Origin of the sequence: Pseudomonas parafulva (assembly GCF_002021815.1) — a bacterium.
Lineage (GTDB): Bacteria > Pseudomonadota > Gammaproteobacteria > Pseudomonadales > Pseudomonadaceae > Aquipseudomonas > Aquipseudomonas parafulva_B.
In genome coordinates, this window is the sequence record NZ_CP019952.1 from 2,433,694 (window position 1) to 2,448,182 (window position 14,489).

At 64.9% G+C, this 14,489-nt stretch carries 11 protein-coding genes; 3 read left to right on the forward strand and 8 right to left on the reverse strand.

What is annotated here, in order from left to right:
• Nucleotides 1–65 precede the first annotated feature (65 nt).
• Nucleotides 66–1,982 carry a sigma-54-dependent Fis family transcriptional regulator gene (locus B2J77_RS11045; protein WP_078478644.1) on the forward strand — a complete coding sequence of 639 codons (1,917 nt, stop codon included), beginning with the start codon at nt 66–68 and terminating at the stop codon, nt 1,980–1,982.
• Nucleotides 1,983–2,028: 46 nt separating this feature from the next.
• Here the strand turns inward: B2J77_RS11045 and aldA are convergent, their stop codons facing one another.
• The 4 genes from aldA to B2J77_RS11065 form a co-directional block, all read right to left on the reverse strand.
• Nucleotides 2,029–3,462, reverse strand: a complete 1,434-nt coding sequence (gene aldA / locus B2J77_RS11050) for an aldehyde dehydrogenase (protein WP_078479422.1) — start codon at nt 3,460–3,462, stop codon at nt 2,029–2,031.
• Nucleotides 3,463–3,469: 7 nt separating this feature from the next.
• A complete protein-coding gene (locus B2J77_RS11055) occupies nt 3,470–5,593 on the reverse strand; it encodes a PQQ-dependent dehydrogenase, methanol/ethanol family (protein ID WP_228385189.1) in 2,124 nt (707 codons plus the stop codon).
• 240 nt (nt 5,594–5,833) lie between these two features.
• The gene (locus tag B2J77_RS11060) at nt 5,834–6,538 is read right to left on the reverse strand and encodes a TraX family protein (protein WP_078478646.1); all 705 of its coding nucleotides are present in this window, start codon (nt 6,536–6,538) and stop codon (nt 5,834–5,836) included.
• Between the two features lie 6 nt (nt 6,539–6,544).
• Complete coding sequence (locus tag B2J77_RS11065; protein WP_078478647.1) at nt 6,545–7,618, reverse strand: metal-dependent hydrolase; 1,074 nt, start codon at nt 7,616–7,618, stop codon at nt 6,545–6,547.
• Nucleotides 7,619–7,841: 223 nt separating this feature from the next.
• Between B2J77_RS11065 and B2J77_RS11070 the strand changes: the two genes are divergently transcribed.
• On the forward strand, nt 7,842–8,786 hold the full coding sequence (locus B2J77_RS11070) for an alpha/beta hydrolase (RefSeq protein ID WP_058604556.1): 945 nt from the start codon (nt 7,842–7,844) through the stop codon (nt 8,784–8,786).
• Here B2J77_RS11070 and B2J77_RS11075 read toward each other — a convergent pair.
• Entirely contained in the window at nt 8,737–9,468 is a 732-nt protein-coding gene (locus tag B2J77_RS11075; protein ID WP_058639248.1) for a hypothetical protein, read from the reverse strand. The two genes, B2J77_RS11070 and B2J77_RS11075, sit on opposite strands and share 50 nt — an antisense overlap.
• Nucleotides 9,469–9,581: 113 nt before the next feature.
• Entirely contained in the window at nt 9,582–10,373 is a 792-nt protein-coding gene (gene hisN / locus B2J77_RS11080) for a histidinol-phosphatase (protein ID WP_058604555.1), read from the reverse strand.
• 214 nt (nt 10,374–10,587) lie between these two features.
• Between hisN and B2J77_RS11085 the strand changes: the two genes are divergently transcribed.
• A complete protein-coding gene (locus B2J77_RS11085; RefSeq protein ID WP_230376832.1) occupies nt 10,588–11,211 on the forward strand; it encodes a helix-turn-helix domain-containing protein in 624 nt (207 codons plus the stop codon).
• A gap of 33 nt (nt 11,212–11,244) precedes the next feature.
• Here the strand turns inward: B2J77_RS11085 and B2J77_RS11090 are convergent, their stop codons facing one another.
• Together B2J77_RS11090 and macA are read right to left on the reverse strand one after the other, a co-directional pair.
• A complete protein-coding gene (locus B2J77_RS11090; protein WP_078478648.1) occupies nt 11,245–13,248 on the reverse strand; it encodes a MacB family efflux pump subunit in 2,004 nt (667 codons plus the stop codon).
• Nucleotides 13,249–13,250: 2 nt separating this feature from the next.
• Nucleotides 13,251–14,408, reverse strand: a complete 1,158-nt coding sequence (gene macA / locus B2J77_RS11095) for a macrolide transporter subunit MacA (RefSeq protein ID WP_078478649.1) — start codon at nt 14,406–14,408, stop codon at nt 13,251–13,253.
• Nucleotides 14,409–14,489: the final 81 nt, after the last annotated feature.

Below are 14,489 nucleotides of genomic sequence, written 5' to 3' on the forward strand. Positions count from 1 at the left end.
GGGCTGGTAGCGCGCCATCAGCTAGGGTTATCTTCACCCCTGATAACAATAACTGTGGAGCGCCCATGCCCGCTCATAACCCTGCCTCGGAACTGGCGGCCTTCGTCGACAGTCACTTCGGCCACCGCGGCCTGGTCCCGGAAGCGGTGATCGCCGAATCCTGGTACCGCAGTGTCACCCAGCACCGCCTGGACCCGAGTGTGCACCCGACGGACAATATGCTCAGTGCCGCCGAAATCCGCCAGTTGCAAGCCCAGCACCAGGCCTACCTGACCCTCGCCAGCCAGGGGGTGAGTGGCTTGGCCCGGCGGGTAGCGGATGCAGGTTTTGCCGTTTTGCTCAGCGATGCGGCGGGGGTCACGCTCGATGCCCGCCTGCCTGCCGACGCCGGGCACTTCACCGGGTCCGGGCTGGTGGTGGGGGCGCGCTGGGACGAGTCCATCGCCGGCACCAACGGCATCGGCACCGCGCTGGCCTCACAACAGGCGCTGACCATTCACCGTCAGGAACATTTCCTGGCCAGCAATGCCCGGCTCAGTTGCTCGGTCTCGCCGATTTTCGACAGCCATAACCACCTGCTGGGTTGCCTGAACGCGACCTGCTTGTACAACGATGGGCCCAAGCAGGCCCAGCACCTGACCTTGCAATTGGTGACGCTGTACGCGCGGCTGATCGAAAACGCGCATTTTCGCCAGCGTTACCGCGACTGCCTGACCCTCGCGGTCAAGCCCTGCGACGGCGATGCGGACCTGGCAGCCGAGCAACTGCTGGCCCTCGACGAGGGTGGCCGTATCGTCGGGGCCAACCGGGCCGCGTTCAACAGCAACCCCCATGCCCTGCTCGGCCTGCGTATCGAGCAGGTGTTGAGTGCCGACATCGACCAGTTGCTGGCCCTGACCCAGGGCGGCGCTCGGGGCACGCAGCTGTACGATGCGTGCCAGGTCACGGGCCTTGAGGTTGGCCTGCGCGTGCCGCGCGCTTATCGCCCTTGTGCCTCGACTGCACCGGCGGCCTCTGCCAACGCACATCCGACACTCGACCAGCTGGCCGGCGGCGACCCGCAGCTGCAGCACGCCGTCACGCGCCTGCGCAAGGTGCTGGACAAGGACATCGCGCTGCTGCTCAGCGGTGAAACCGGCACCGGCAAGGAAGCGTTCGCTCGCGCCCTGCACCAGGCAAGCGCCCGAAGCGCCCGGCCTTTCGTGGCGCTCAATTGCGCTGCCATTCCCGAAGCGCTGATCGAAAGCGAATTGTTCGGCTACCGGCCCGGCAGCTTCACCGGGGCGGACCGCAAGGGCATGAAAGGCAAGCTGGAACAGGCCAACGGCGGCACGCTGTTTCTCGATGAAATAGGCGACATGCCGGCTGATCTGCAAACCCGTCTGCTAAGGGTGCTGGCGGAACGGGAGCTGGTGGCGCTGGGGGCGGCCACGCCGGTGAGGCTGGATATTCAGGTGATATCGGCGACGCACCAGGACCTGACTGCCAGGATCGCCACCCACCAATTCCGCGAGGACCTCTACTACCGGCTCTGTGGCATGCGCATCACGCTGCCGGCGCTGCGCGAGCGCAGTGACCGGGCGCACGTGATCGAGGGTCTGCTGGCACGTCTGGCGCCAGGGCTGCACCTGTCAGCATCTGCACACGCCGCCCTGCTGGCCTACTCCTGGCCGGGTAACATTCGCCAACTGCTCAATGCCCTGCGCCAGGGCGCGGCCCTGGCAGAAGGCGGGTGCATCGAACTGGCCGACCTGCCCGCCGAGTTGCAGCTTGGGCAGGTCGAACCGAGCAGGACAATCTGCGCAACGCCGCAGCTTGGGCAGCAGGTCGAGGAGGCTGAAGCTGACCATCTGCTAACGCTGCTGCGCCGTACCCAGTGGAACATGAGCGCCGCCGCCCAGGCCGCTGGCATCTCGCGCTCCACGCTGTACCGCAAGATCAGGCGCCACGGCATCGTGCAACCCAATCGCCAGGGCCACTGAGCCCAGTGCCCTGCCGTGACGGCGGGGCACTGGCAACTGCCGAGCTTCAACCCTGGATGTAGACCACCTGCGTGCGCGTGTACTCATAAAGCCCATGCTTACCGTCCGCCCCGCCTATGCCCGACTTGCGGGCCCCGGCGTGGAAGCCTTGCATGGCCTCGAAGTTTTCGCGGTTGATGTAGGTCTCGCCAAAGTCGATTTCCCGGCATGCCTTGAGCGCGGCGTTCAGATCGCGGGTATAGAGCGACGAGGTCAGCCCGTACTCGCTGTCGTTGGCCAGGGCAATGGCTTCGTCCAGGTCCTCCACCACCTGGATCGGTAATACCGGCCCGAAGATTTCCTTGCGCATGATCTCCATGTCGCCCGCGCAGCCTGCCAGCACGGTGGGCTGATAATGAAAACCGCTGCCAAGGTCGGCCACCTGCCCGCCCGTGACCACCTGCGCGCCCTGGGCCTGGGCGGTGCGCACCATCTGCGCCACCTTGTCCAGGCCGGCCTGGTTGATCAGCGGCCCCATGTGCAGGTCCTCCTGCGACGATGGGTCCCCATAGCGCGTGGCGGCCATCGCCTGGGCCACCTGATCGATGAACCGATCGGCCACCTGGCGCGCCACGTACACGCGCTCTGCGCAGTTGCACACCTGTCCGGTGTTGATCACCCGCGAGGCGACGATCGCGTTCACTGCCAGGTTCAGGTCGGCATCGGCCAACACGATGGCAGGCGCCTTGCCGCCCAGTTCCAAGTTCAGCTTGGTGATGTTCGGCGCCGCCGCTGCCATGATCCGTGCACCGGTCGCCACACTGCCGGTGAAACTCACCATATCCACGCCGGGGTGACTGGACAGGCCGTGGCCCACGGCGGCGCCTGTGCCGCCGACCACGTTGAACACCCCGGGTGGCAGGCCGGTTTCGGCCACCAGCCGGGCGAACGCGTAGCAGTTGATCGGAGTTTCCTCACTGGGCTTGACCACGATGGTGTTGCCGGTGATGAGCGCCGGCGCCATCTTGCGGGCGATCAGGAAGAACGGGAAGTTCCACGGCAGAATGCCTGCCACCACGCCCACCGGCTTGCGCATGAGAAACACATGCTCGGCCTGACGGTCGCTGGTCAACACCTCACCTTCCAGGCGCCGCGCCCACTCGGCCATGTAGTCCAGATAATCGGCCGTGAAGCCGACTTCCACCTGGGCCAGAGCCGGGACCTTGCCGCCTTCCAGGGTAATGGTCCGGGCCAGCTGGTCGGCATTGGCCCGTATCCGGCTCGCGATAGCACGCAGGTAGCCCGCGCGTTCCTGCGCAGGCCGGGCTGCCCAGGCCTTCTGAGCCCGGCGTGCCGCGCTCACGGCCTGGTCGACCTGAGCCTGCGAGGACTCAGGCACGCGACCGAGCAACTGGCCGTTGGCCGGGTTATGGACCTCAAGCAAGGCTTCACCGGGTTCGAACCGGTTGTCGATGAAGTTCTGGTAGACCGAATCGTTCATGGGCATTTCACTCCTGTGGTGCATTGTCAGCCAGCGATGAAGAGCTTGCCGGGCGGGCGCTGAACCGCTTCCAGACCTCGCCCTCCTCCTGCAAGTCGTGGGCACGCTTGATCAGGTACTGATGGACCTGCTCGACCTGCTCGGGGTTGAGGTTGTCGGCGAACGAGGGCATGCCATCGGGCACCCTGCCGCCGTAGAGAATCCCGAGGAACATCTGGTGCTTGTCGGCGCTCAGCTTGCGCAGGTCCGGCAGTACCCCGCCGCTGACCGCATGAATGCCGTGGCACTGGGAGCAGTTGCCGTCGTACAGCGCAGCGCCTGCGGCGACCGTCTCGGCGTTGGCCGTCAATGGCGGCGGCTTGGGCGCATCGGCAGGCGGGGCCGGCTCGCGCAGCTTGGCCGTGCCGCCCAGCTTGTAGGTCAGCACCTGTGCGTAGGGCTGCACGCCTGCACGCAACGAGAGTGCCCCAGCGAATGTGGAAAACGCGCCGCCCCAGCCCGCCATGAAGGTGACGTATTGTTCACCGTCGACGGCATAGGTGATCGGTGCGGCCATCACGCCGCTGGCTGCAGGCGCTTCCCACAGCTTCTTGCCGGTTTCGGCGGCATAGGCAATGACCCGGCCGTCGGCGCTGCCTTCGAACACCAGGTTGCCGGCCGTGCTCAAGGTGCCGCCATTGAAGATGGTGATGTACGGCACTTCCCAGGCAGGCGCCTGCTTGACCGGGTCCCAGGCGATCAGTTTGCCTGACCAGGTCTTGGCCATGTCCAGCAGCCCTTCGGCGCCTTCGGGCATCATGCCGGTACGCAGCCCCAGCTGATAGACGCTTTTGAACGGGTTGCGCTTGGGCGCTTCGGGCACGTGCTCGTAGTAGGCGGACATGATGTGGGCCGGGATGTACACCAGCCCCGTCTGCGGGTTGTACGACATCGGGTGCCAGTCGTGCGCCCCCCAGAACGCCGGGGTCACCAGTTTGCGCTTGCCGTCCTTCCAGTAGGCCGCCGCCTCGTCATCGACGATGGGCCGGCCAGTCTTCATGTCGATGCCCTTGGTCCAGTTCACCGGCACGATGTTCTTGGCCGACAGCAACTCGCCGGTTTCCCGGTCCAGCACGTAGAAGAAGCCATTCTTGGGCGCCTGCATCAGCACCTTGCGCGGCTTGCCGTCGATGGGCAGCTCGGCCAGGATCATGTGTTGGGTGGCCGTGAAGTCCCAGGCGTCGCCGGGCGTGGTCTGGTAGTGCCAGGCGTACTCGCCGGTATCGGCATTCACCGCCACGATCGAGGACAGGAACAGGTTGTCGCCCTTGGCCTGGCTGCGCCATTTGGGGTCCCACATCGCGCCGTTGCCCACGCCGATGTACAGCAGGTTCAACTGCGGGTCATAGGCGAAGGAATCCCAGGCTGTCCCGCCGCCCCCCCACTCGACGTAGGCATCCCCGTGCCAGGTCTTGCTGGCGATCTGCATGGCCTTATCCTCAGGCGGTAGCTTCGGGTCGCCCGGTACGGTGTAGAACCGCCATGCCTGGCGGCCGGTCTCGGCGTCGTAGGCGGTCACATAGCCACGCACGCCGAATTCGGCGCCGCCATTGCCAATCACCACCTTGCCGTTGACCACCCGCGGCGCACCGGTGATGGTGTAGCTGCGCGTGGTATCGGCGCGGGTGTCGACCGACCACACCCGCTTGCCGGTCTTGGCGTCGATGGCCTCCAGGCGACCGTCGAGCACACCGACGTAGACCTTGCCCTGCCACACGGCCACGCCCCGGTTGACCGCATCGCAGCAGGCCTCGCCCGCACGGTTGCGGTCGGACTGCGGGTCGTACTTCCACAGCAGCTGGCCGTTGCGCGCATCCAGCGCGTACACCACCGAGAACGGCCCCGTGGTGTACATCACCCCATCGACCACGATGGGAGTCGCCTCCACACCGCGGTCCAGGTCGAGCTTGTAGCTCCACGCCAGCCCTAGCTGGCTGACGTTGCTCTGGTCGATGGTCTTGAGGGGGCTGAAGCGTTGCTCGTCGTACGTGCGGCCATGGCTCATCCAGTTGCCGGGCTCTTTGTCCGCATCGATGATGCGTTGCCCATCGACACCGGCGGCAAAGGCCAGGGGTGTCCAACTGAGGGCCATGGCCAGGCAGCCGAGTGCAAGGCGTTGGGGGCCTGATCGATTCATGCGCTGTTCTCCGTTCTTGTTATGGCGACGCTGCGACGAGCGTCATTCCAGGCAAGAGCAACGGCTGTGCCAAACCGCCGGCTGAGGGCCGGAGATACCGCGGTAGAGCCTTTGGCCGTCAGTGAGCAGGGGCCGGATACGGGCGAATGCTCGACACAGTTGCTTCAACCTTGGGTCAAAGGTGGAACAGGTGTGTCACAGCTGAAGAATGCCCGCAGCTTTGATCAGCAAAAGGTGCAGCGGGTAGAACCCATAGCCCCAGCGACCCACTGCCGGCACGCGACGCCATCGGCTGTGCAACAGGCCGTTGCCGACCGGGATGGCCACGGCGGCAACCGTCAGCGTGACCCAGGTGAAGGGGGCGCTCAGGTGCGTCATCAACCAGCTGTTGGTCAAGTTGCCGGCAACCGCCGACAGGCACGGCACAAGCCACATTCGGCCCCCGTAGCGGTGGCCAAGCACGCAAACGGCGGGTAGCAGCACCCCTGGCAGGCCGTACATCAGGTACGGGCTGCCAGCCCAACCTGCGCCCAGCGCGACCAGCCCCAGCAGCCGCGTTGCCAACTGGGTATGCTGCACGCCCCAGGCCAGCAGCAGGCCCAACAACAGCGTCGGCATGATGCTGAACGTGGTCGAGCCGCTGTCCAGCCAGCGGTAAGCGGGCTCGGACAGCACCGTGAACAGCAGCATCGGCCCCAGGTACCGCCCGTGGTGGCGATCAAGCAACGTGTCAGGCCCGCGCCGCACCACGTTCATGGCCATGGCCAGGCAAAAGAGCGGAAACGCCAGTCGGCCAACCACGAACAGGCCGTGGGCCTGCGGCCAGAGAAAGCGCAGGTGGTCAGCGACCATCGCCAGCATCGCGACCCACTTCACCAGGTCCAGCCCGCCTGAGCGCATGGGGGGCTACTCCACCTGGCCTTGCCCTGGCGTTGCAATGCGTGCGGTCCAGGCGGCCAAGGGCAGCGGGGGTTGCTGGAAGACGATGCGGCGCCAGATCAACCTCAGTGCCTGCCCGTCGAACAGATCGCGCGGGCCGCTGACGGTGTGCACGGCCGGCTGCTGCGTCTGCCAGCGGCCCTGCTCGCCCTTCCGTGCCATGTCGAAGCGGAATGTGTAGTTGCCCGGCGTACCCATGCGCAGGTCGGTCACCACCAGCCGGTCGCCGACCTGGTCGTAGCGCAGCCAGTCGTCGGTGAACCAGCGCAGCCGCTGGTGCAGCGGATCGTTTGCCAGCACCTGGGCCAATGACAGGTTGCGGTTCAGGCGCAGCATCTCTGGCGACTGGCGGTCCAACAGGCTACTGACCCCTTCGTAATAGACGCCGTCCGGCGCTTTGGCCAAGACCCGCCAGACCAGGCTGTTGAACGCCATGGGCACTGCCCGAACCTCGCTCACAGTCACGCCCTTGGCATCGAGCGCGGCCTGGAAACGGTGTTCTGCCAGGGTACGGCTGGCAAGGCCTAAGCCCAGGTACGTGGTGCTCAAAACCAGCGCCACGGCCATGAACCGTAGTGCGCGGGCATGGGTGCCACGCACGGCGGCGTAGGCCACCGCCACCAGCAACGGTACGGTATACACAGGATCGATGATGAACACGGCCGCCCAGCTTTGCGGGGTCACGTGCAAGGGCCAGAGCAGCTGGGTGCCGTACACGGTGAACGCGTCGAGCACAGGGTGGGTCACCAAGACCAGCCAGAACGTCAGGAATAAGCGGGACAGCGTATAGCCTTTGTCCGGCCAGGCCCTGTTCACCAGCCATGCCAGAAGCGCTGCCAGCGCGGTCAGCACGAACACTGAGTGGGAAAAGCCACGGTGGTAGGTCATCTGCGAGACCGGGTCGGCATAGCGGATGATCACGTCCAGGTCCGGCAGTGTGGCCAGCGCAGCGCCGTAGACCAGGGCCCGACGGCCCTGAATGCGCCCCAACAATGTGCCTTGCAACGCAGCGCCGAGAACGGCTTGGGTTATCGAGTCCAAAACAAAGCCTTCGTCAGGAGGGTGTCGGGCCACGCTACCTGCTTGCGGGGCGCTTGCGCAATCGGCGCACCGTGCGCACGCTCGCGCTGGAAACAGCTTGCAAAGAAGCTGACCCGCCGGCGGGTAATATTTCTTACATATGACCTGCAGCATTTGATAGAACTACGCCACGCTTCTTGTACGTTCCCGCGCCTTGACCACTTTCGAGACCCCCAAACTCCGTATGTCTACCCGGTTGTTCTCCGCCCTACGCCGCCGTTGGTTCAGCTGGCTGTGCGCTGCCACCTTGGTGCTCGCCCTGCCCGCCGGGTGCTCGGTCTTGCAGCACAAGGAACGCGAGCTGGTGTTTCGCATCGAGCCCGGCCAGGCCAGCTGGTTCCATGGCCTGCCCGGCGGTGTTCAGGAGCTGGACCTGCGCCCGCGTACCTTCGCCGAGAACCAGAGCCTGCATGCCTGGTGGTGGCCCGCAAAACGCGCCGATGCCCCGGCCATTCTTTACCTGCACGGTGTGCGCTGGAACCTTACGGGCCAGCTGTTTCGCATCGAGCAGCTGCACGCCATGGGTTATTCGGTGCTGGCGGTGGACTATCGCGGCTTTGGTCGCAGCCGAGGGGATTTGCCTTCGGAAGCCACCGTGTACGAGGACGCTCGCGTGGCTTGGGAGCGTTTCGCCCAACTGCAACCTGATGCCAGCAAACGCCTGATCTATGGGCACTCCCTGGGTGGGGCCGTGGCGGTCGACCTGGCGCGCACGCTTACCCGTGAAGCCCGAGACACGCGCACCAGCGCCCCGGCGCGAGGGCTGATCCTGGAGTCCACGTTCACCTCGTTGGGCGATGTGGCAGGCGTGGTCGCCAATACATCGCTGCCGGTGCGCTGGCTGCTGTCGCAGAAATTCGACTCGCTGGGCAAGATCGGCGACATCGACCTGCCGGTGCTGCTGGTCCATGGCCTGGACGACCGCTACGTGCCCTCGCGTTTCAGCCAGCAGCTGTTCGAGGCCGCGCGCGAGCCCAAGACGCTGTTGCTGGTGCCGGGTGCAACGCACAACAACAGCATGAGCCTGGCCGGGCAGCGTTACCGCAAGGCCATCCAGGCCCTGCTCCAGGCGCAGCAGGTCACTGTACCGGCAGGAAATTCATCAGCAGCAGGCTTTGCGCATAATTGAGGCCGATACGGCGGTAACGCTCGTCGAGCAGCTCGGCCAGCAGGTCGAGGCGGGCAACCACCTTGCCGAACTCCACGGCAAAACTCAGGTTGCTGCCCTCCTCCGAAATTTCATTGGAGAACAGCAACAACACACCGTTGGCGTCCTGCCGCTGGCTCAGCATCCAGGTGGCTTTTTCGATGTTGCGCGCGGCGTTGTTGATGAACAACGGGTCGAGGGTGTCGGTCATGTAGAACGCGGTGCGCCCACCGTGGGCGGTGATCAGCATACTGCCGATGGCGTAGATGAACGCACCCACTCGATCACCGCGAAACTCCGGGCTCAAGGCATAACTCAAGGCAGCCAGGTCACGTCGATTGCCCAGTTGCGCCAGGGGTTGGCGCTGCTCGATGGCCAGGCGGATCTGGCGCTCGGCCGTGGCCGCGTCCAGGTAGCCTGAACGTTGCAACTGGTTGGGATTGCGCAGGTACAGCTTGTTCATCAGCAGGTAGAGGCTTTGCAGGTTGTCGCGCATCGACAAGGTGGCCAGGCGGTCCACACTGGTCTGGAACAGCTCGCTGGGTTTGCCTTCGCCCAGCTGGTTGACGATGTCGCGCCCCTGCTGCTGGGTGCAGGCGCACAGGCTGGCCAGGGAGCCTGCCAACAGCAGGCGAACTATCGTGGAGCAACTGCACACTACCATCGGCACCGCTTCATTTTCGGCGGCCACCGCGGGGATCGCGGCGGCCTGGGCCTAGCATAGAGCCCCGAAAGCCAAAAAAGTGCGGCAAGCGCCAGTCCGTGCAGTGACCTGAGTTACATCGCGCCGCGCAGCAGCTCCACGACCTGGGCATGCAGGGCCGGGTCACCACAGGCCACCACGCAACCGCCCTGCTGCGCGCTGCTGCCATCCCAGGCGGTGATCACCCCGCCTGCGCCCTCGATGATGGGCATGAGCGCCTGCACGTCATAGGGCTGCAAGCTGGCTTCGACGATGACATCCACAAAGCCCGACGCCAGCATGCAATAGGCATAGCAATCGCCACCGTAGCGCATCAGCCGCGCCTGGCTGGCCACGTGCTCGAACGCAGCCTTGCGCGCAGGCGTATCGAACATGTCAGGGGTGGTGCACATCAGCGTGGCCGCTGCCAGTTCCTTGCAGGCGCGGGTCTTGAGCGCTCGCGTGCCCGACCAGGCACCTTCGGGCGTGCCGATGAACCGTTCGCCGGTAAAGGGCTGGTTCATCACCCCCACGACTGGCCGGGTACCGTCGTTGAGCGCGATCAGCGTGCCCCACAACGGCAGGCCGGTGATGAAGGCACGGGTGCCGTCGATCGGGTCGAGCACCCAGGTCAACGGGCTGCTGCCCACGGCCACGCCCGCCTCTTCACCGAGAATGCCATGGTCTGGATAGCGCGCCTGGATCCGCTCGCGCATCGCGTCCTCGGCCGCCTTGTCGGCGACGGTGACCGGGTCGTACAAGCGACCGCCTTTGTCCTCGACCTCAAGGCTTGCACGAAAGTAAGGCGTGATGGCCGCGCTCGCAGCATCGGCCAACTGCTCGGCAAACTCACGAAACTCGGCAATCTGTTCGGCGCTCAGGGGCATGGAAATGGGGCCTTGTGCTAGTCAGGGAGGCGGCATGATAGCAAACCCGCTGATCGGCATGGCGCCCACAAAACAATATCAATATGGCATCATCGAGCCTTGATTTAGCCAGGACTCGCTCGTTGTACTAGCATACCTGTCACGCACCGATGCCGGCCCAGGATGAGGGCTTGCACCACAGCCGGGTTTCTGCCCTGGCCTCAAGGACGATTCGATGAGCATCAATTCCATTTATCCCCAGATCGGCAAGATCATTGCCAGCACCGGCAGCCGCCAGTTCCCCCGCCTGTTGCATGACCTGATTCAGGCTCACCTGTGCATCGACGCCACGCAGATCCGCCAGCTGCCACGCTCGCCGAGCGAAACCACCGTGCTCGACGAAACCGTGTTCTCGTGCGATCAAGCCACTGCCACCGCCTCGGGCGACCCATCGCGCCTGCACCGTATCCGCACCAGCGACGCGCGGGTCGAGATCCGCGTACTGCGCGCCGACACCACCTACGGCTTCTCCGCCCTGGAGCGCAACAGGCTCGAGGCCATTACACCCTTGGTGCTGCCGATGCTGGAGAAACACCTGCGTGCCCTGCAACCCACCGCGCAGCGCAATAGCCACGAGAGCCTGGAGCAGCGGTTCATTGAGCGCCTGGCCCAGACCGGCCTTAAGCTGTCCGAACGCGAGCGCCAGGTCTGCCTTGGGCTGCTGGCCGGTCAAACGGCCCCCGAGCAGGCCGAGCGGCTTGGCCTGCGCGTGAATACCGTCGAAAGCTACCTGCGCCGGGCCGTGATCAAGCTGGGCATCGGCGGGCGGCATTCGCTGATGCGCTGGATGTACGCCTAGGCCAAGCTCCGGTCCAACTGTAGTGCGGGTGGCTCAGTCCCGTGCCAGCGCTTCGATGGGGTCCAGTCGAGCCGCATTGCGCGCCGGCACGAAGCCGAACACCACCCCGATCAAGGTCGAGCAGGCGAACGCCATCACGATCGAGGCCGGAGAAAACACCATTTCCCATTGCTTGACGAACAGTTCGAACAGGTAGCCCACCGCGTAGGACAGGCCCACGCCCACTAACCCGCCCAACAGGCAGACCATGACCGCTTCGACCAGGAACTGCTGGCGGATGTCGACCTGACGGGCCCCGACGGCCATGCGTATGCCGATTTCCCGGGTACGTTCGGTCACCGATACCAGCATGATGTTCATCACCCCGATGCCGCCCACCACCAGCGAGATCACCGCGATCAGCGACAGCAGCAAGGTCAGCGAGCGGCTGGTCTTCTGCACGGTCTGCATGATGCTGTCCAGGTTGTTGGTGAAGAAGTCCTTGCTGCCGTGGCGCTGCAGCAGTACCCGGCTGACCTCCTCCTCGACCCGCTTGCTGGGCACCCCATCCTTGATCCGCACGCTGATGCTGTCCAGGTGACGCTGTCCCAGCACCCGCCCGGCGGCAGTCTCGTACGGCACCCAGATGTTCAGCTGGTTGCTGGCCACGAACAGGTTCTTGTTGCGGGCCGTGACGCCGATCACGGTACAGGGCAGGTTACCGACCAGGATCACTTGCCCAAGGGGGTCGATGGCCGGGCCGAACAGGCGTTCGCGGGTGTTATGGTCGATGACCACCACCTGGGCCTGGCGCCGGGCATCCTCGGCACTGAACACGATGCCCGCTGCCAGTGGGATGTTGCGCACCTGGAAGTAGTGCTCGCTGACGCCATTGAGCTGTACGTCCACGTCCAGGTTGCGGTAGCGCACCAGCGTGCCCTGACCGATCACAGGCGTTGCGCTGTCGACGTAATACAAGGCGTTGAGCGCCGCCACATCCGCCGGCACCAAGGTTTCGATGTTTCTGGCCCGGCTGTCGCCGAAGTTGCTTCCTGAATACACATCGATGGTGTTGCTGCCGATGGCCTGGATGTCCTTGAGTACATACCCCTTGGCCCCCTCGCCGATAGCTGAAATAGACACCACCGAGGTGATGCCGATGATGATCCCCAGCATGGTCAGCAAGGTACGCATGCGGTGTGACACCAAGGCCAGCCAAGCCATCTTGAACGCCTCGCGGAACATGCCCAGGCTTGCCAACAGGCGATGCCCACCTGGCCGAGCCGGCGTTGGGGCAACGGCCCGTGCAGGCACCGTTTCAGGGGCTTTGCGCTGGTCGCTGACGATCTGACCGTCGCTGACTTCGATGATGCGCTCGGCATGTGCGGCCACCTGCGGGTCATGGGTGACCAGGATCACGGTGTGGCCCGCGGCGTGCAGCTCCAGCAGGATCTTCATGACTTCCTTGCCGCTGGCGCTGTCCAGCGCGCCTGTGGGTTCGTCTGCCAGGATCACCTGGCCGCCATTCATCAGGGCCCGGCATATGCTCACCCGCTGCTGCTGGCCTCCGGACAGCTGGCTGGGACGGTGGCGCAAGTGCTCGCCCAGCCCCAGCCGGCTCAGCAGCGTCTGCGCCTGCTCATGGCGGCGTTGCAGGTCCATCCCGGCGTACACGGCAGGGATCTCGACGTTGTGCAGGGCGTCCAGGTGCGGCAGCAAGTGGTAGCGCTGGAAGATGAACCCGAAGTGATCGCGGCGCAGAGCGGCCAGCGCATCGGCGTCAAGGTCCCGGGTTTGCTGACCATCGACCCGGTAACTGCCAGCGCTGGCATTGTCCAGGCAGCCCAGGATGTTCATCAGCGTGGACTTGCCCGAGCCCGAGGCGCCGATGATGGCCACCAGCTCACCACGGTGAATCTGCAGGTCGATACCCTTGAGGGCGAGAAAAGCCCGCTCGCCGGCCTGGAAACTGCGGGTAACGCCCTTCAGGCAAAGCAAGGGCTCCCCCTGCCCTGTTGCCTGGCTCAGGGGGGCGGTCGGTTGCACATTCATGTTCATGTTCAGGCTCCCGAGTCGCCGGTGATCGGCTCGCCAATCACCACACGGTCACCTTCGTTGAGACCCTGCTCGATCTGTACCCGAACGTTGTTGTTGATCCCCACCACCACCTTGCGCTGCTCGGCGAAGCCCTTGTCATCGAGCACCCGCACGGCGAAGCTGCCGTCGGCCTCGCGCCCACCCAGTGCTGCCACTGGCACGGTCAGCACCTGCTGCGCGGTGTCGAGTACGATGTGCACTTGCGCCGTCATGGCGATGCGCAAGCGGTGATCAGGGTTGGGGACTTCGAACAAGGCGTTGTAGAACACAGCGCCCGTTGGCTTGCCGGCCCCGCCCTCTGCCTTGTCGCTGCTCTGGGCGTAGTGCTGAGGGGCAGGCTCGGTGCCGCGCAGTTTGGCGTAATAGCGTTTGTCTTCCCCCAGGATGGTGAAATACACCTCCTGGCCCGGCGTGATGTGAATCACATCCGCTTCCGAGACTTGTGCCTTGACGGTCATGGTGTCCAGGTTGGCCAGCTTGAGCAGCACCGGGGCCAGCTGGTTGGCGATCACCGTCTGCCCTTCCTGGGTAACGATGCCCACCACGTGGCCTGTGATCGGTGCGCTGATGCGGGTATAGCCCAGGTTGACTCGGGCCGTGTCGATTTCCACCTGGGCGCTGCGGATCTGCGCATCGAGCGAGCCCACGGCGGCCTGCTGGACCTGATAGTCGGCCTCGGCCTTTTCATATTCCTGGCGCGATACCGAGGCATCGACCTGCAGCGCCCGATAGCGTTCATAGACCCCTTTGGCCTGCTTGAGTTGGGCCAGGGTCGAGCGGCGCTGGGCCTGCAGCTTCTGCTCGTCCACCTCCGCCTGGCGCAAGGTGTTGCGCAGCACCAGCGGGTCTATCTCGGCCAGCCACTGGCCTTCGGTCACCTTGTCGCCCAGCTTCACCTTGAGCGATTTCAGCTGACCGGATACCTGGGCACCCACATCCACCTGTTTGATCCCTTCGAGCACCCCGGTAGCCAGTACCGCGTTCTCGATGTCGGCGCGCTCGACCTGGGCGGTGATGTACTGCGGTGCCTTGGCTGGGGCCTGAACCGCATACAGGCCGATACTCGCCATCACGGCAAGGCCCAGCCCGATGCCCCATTTGCGCAGTTTGGTTTTATCCATGGACACACGTTATTCCTTTGTTTGACAAGACTGCGCCGAGACCTGGCAACGGCGGGCTCGCCCACCTGCTGCCAGGTAACC

What these genes read in the sequence shown, in the direction of transcription:
- B2J77_RS11090 (WP_078478648.1), bottom strand. Translation starts at nt 13,248, where the DNA reads ATGAACATGAATGTGCAACCGACCGCCCCCCTGAGCCAGGCAACAGGG.
- B2J77_RS11085 (WP_230376832.1), top strand. Translation starts at nt 10,588, where the DNA reads ATGAGCATCAATTCCATTTATCCCCAGATCGGCAAGATCATTGCCAGC.
- macA (WP_078478649.1), bottom strand. Translation starts at nt 14,408, where the DNA reads ATGGATAAAACCAAACTGCGCAAATGGGGCATCGGGCTGGGCCTTGCC.
- B2J77_RS11045 (WP_078478644.1), top strand. Translation starts at nt 66, where the DNA reads ATGCCCGCTCATAACCCTGCCTCGGAACTGGCGGCCTTCGTCGACAGT.
- B2J77_RS11060 (WP_078478646.1), bottom strand. Translation starts at nt 6,538, where the DNA reads ATGCGCTCAGGCGGGCTGGACCTGGTGAAGTGGGTCGCGATGCTGGCG.
- B2J77_RS11055 (WP_228385189.1), bottom strand. Translation starts at nt 5,593, where the DNA reads ATGGCCCTCAGTTGGACACCCCTGGCCTTTGCCGCCGGTGTCGATGGG.
- B2J77_RS11070 (WP_058604556.1), top strand. Translation starts at nt 7,842, where the DNA reads ATGTCTACCCGGTTGTTCTCCGCCCTACGCCGCCGTTGGTTCAGCTGG.
- hisN (WP_058604555.1), bottom strand. Translation starts at nt 10,373, where the DNA reads ATGCCCCTGAGCGCCGAACAGATTGCCGAGTTTCGTGAGTTTGCCGAG.
- B2J77_RS11075 (WP_058639248.1), bottom strand. Translation starts at nt 9,468, where the DNA reads ATGGTAGTGTGCAGTTGCTCCACGATAGTTCGCCTGCTGTTGGCAGGC.
- aldA (WP_078479422.1), bottom strand. Translation starts at nt 3,462, where the DNA reads ATGAACGATTCGGTCTACCAGAACTTCATCGACAACCGGTTCGAACCC.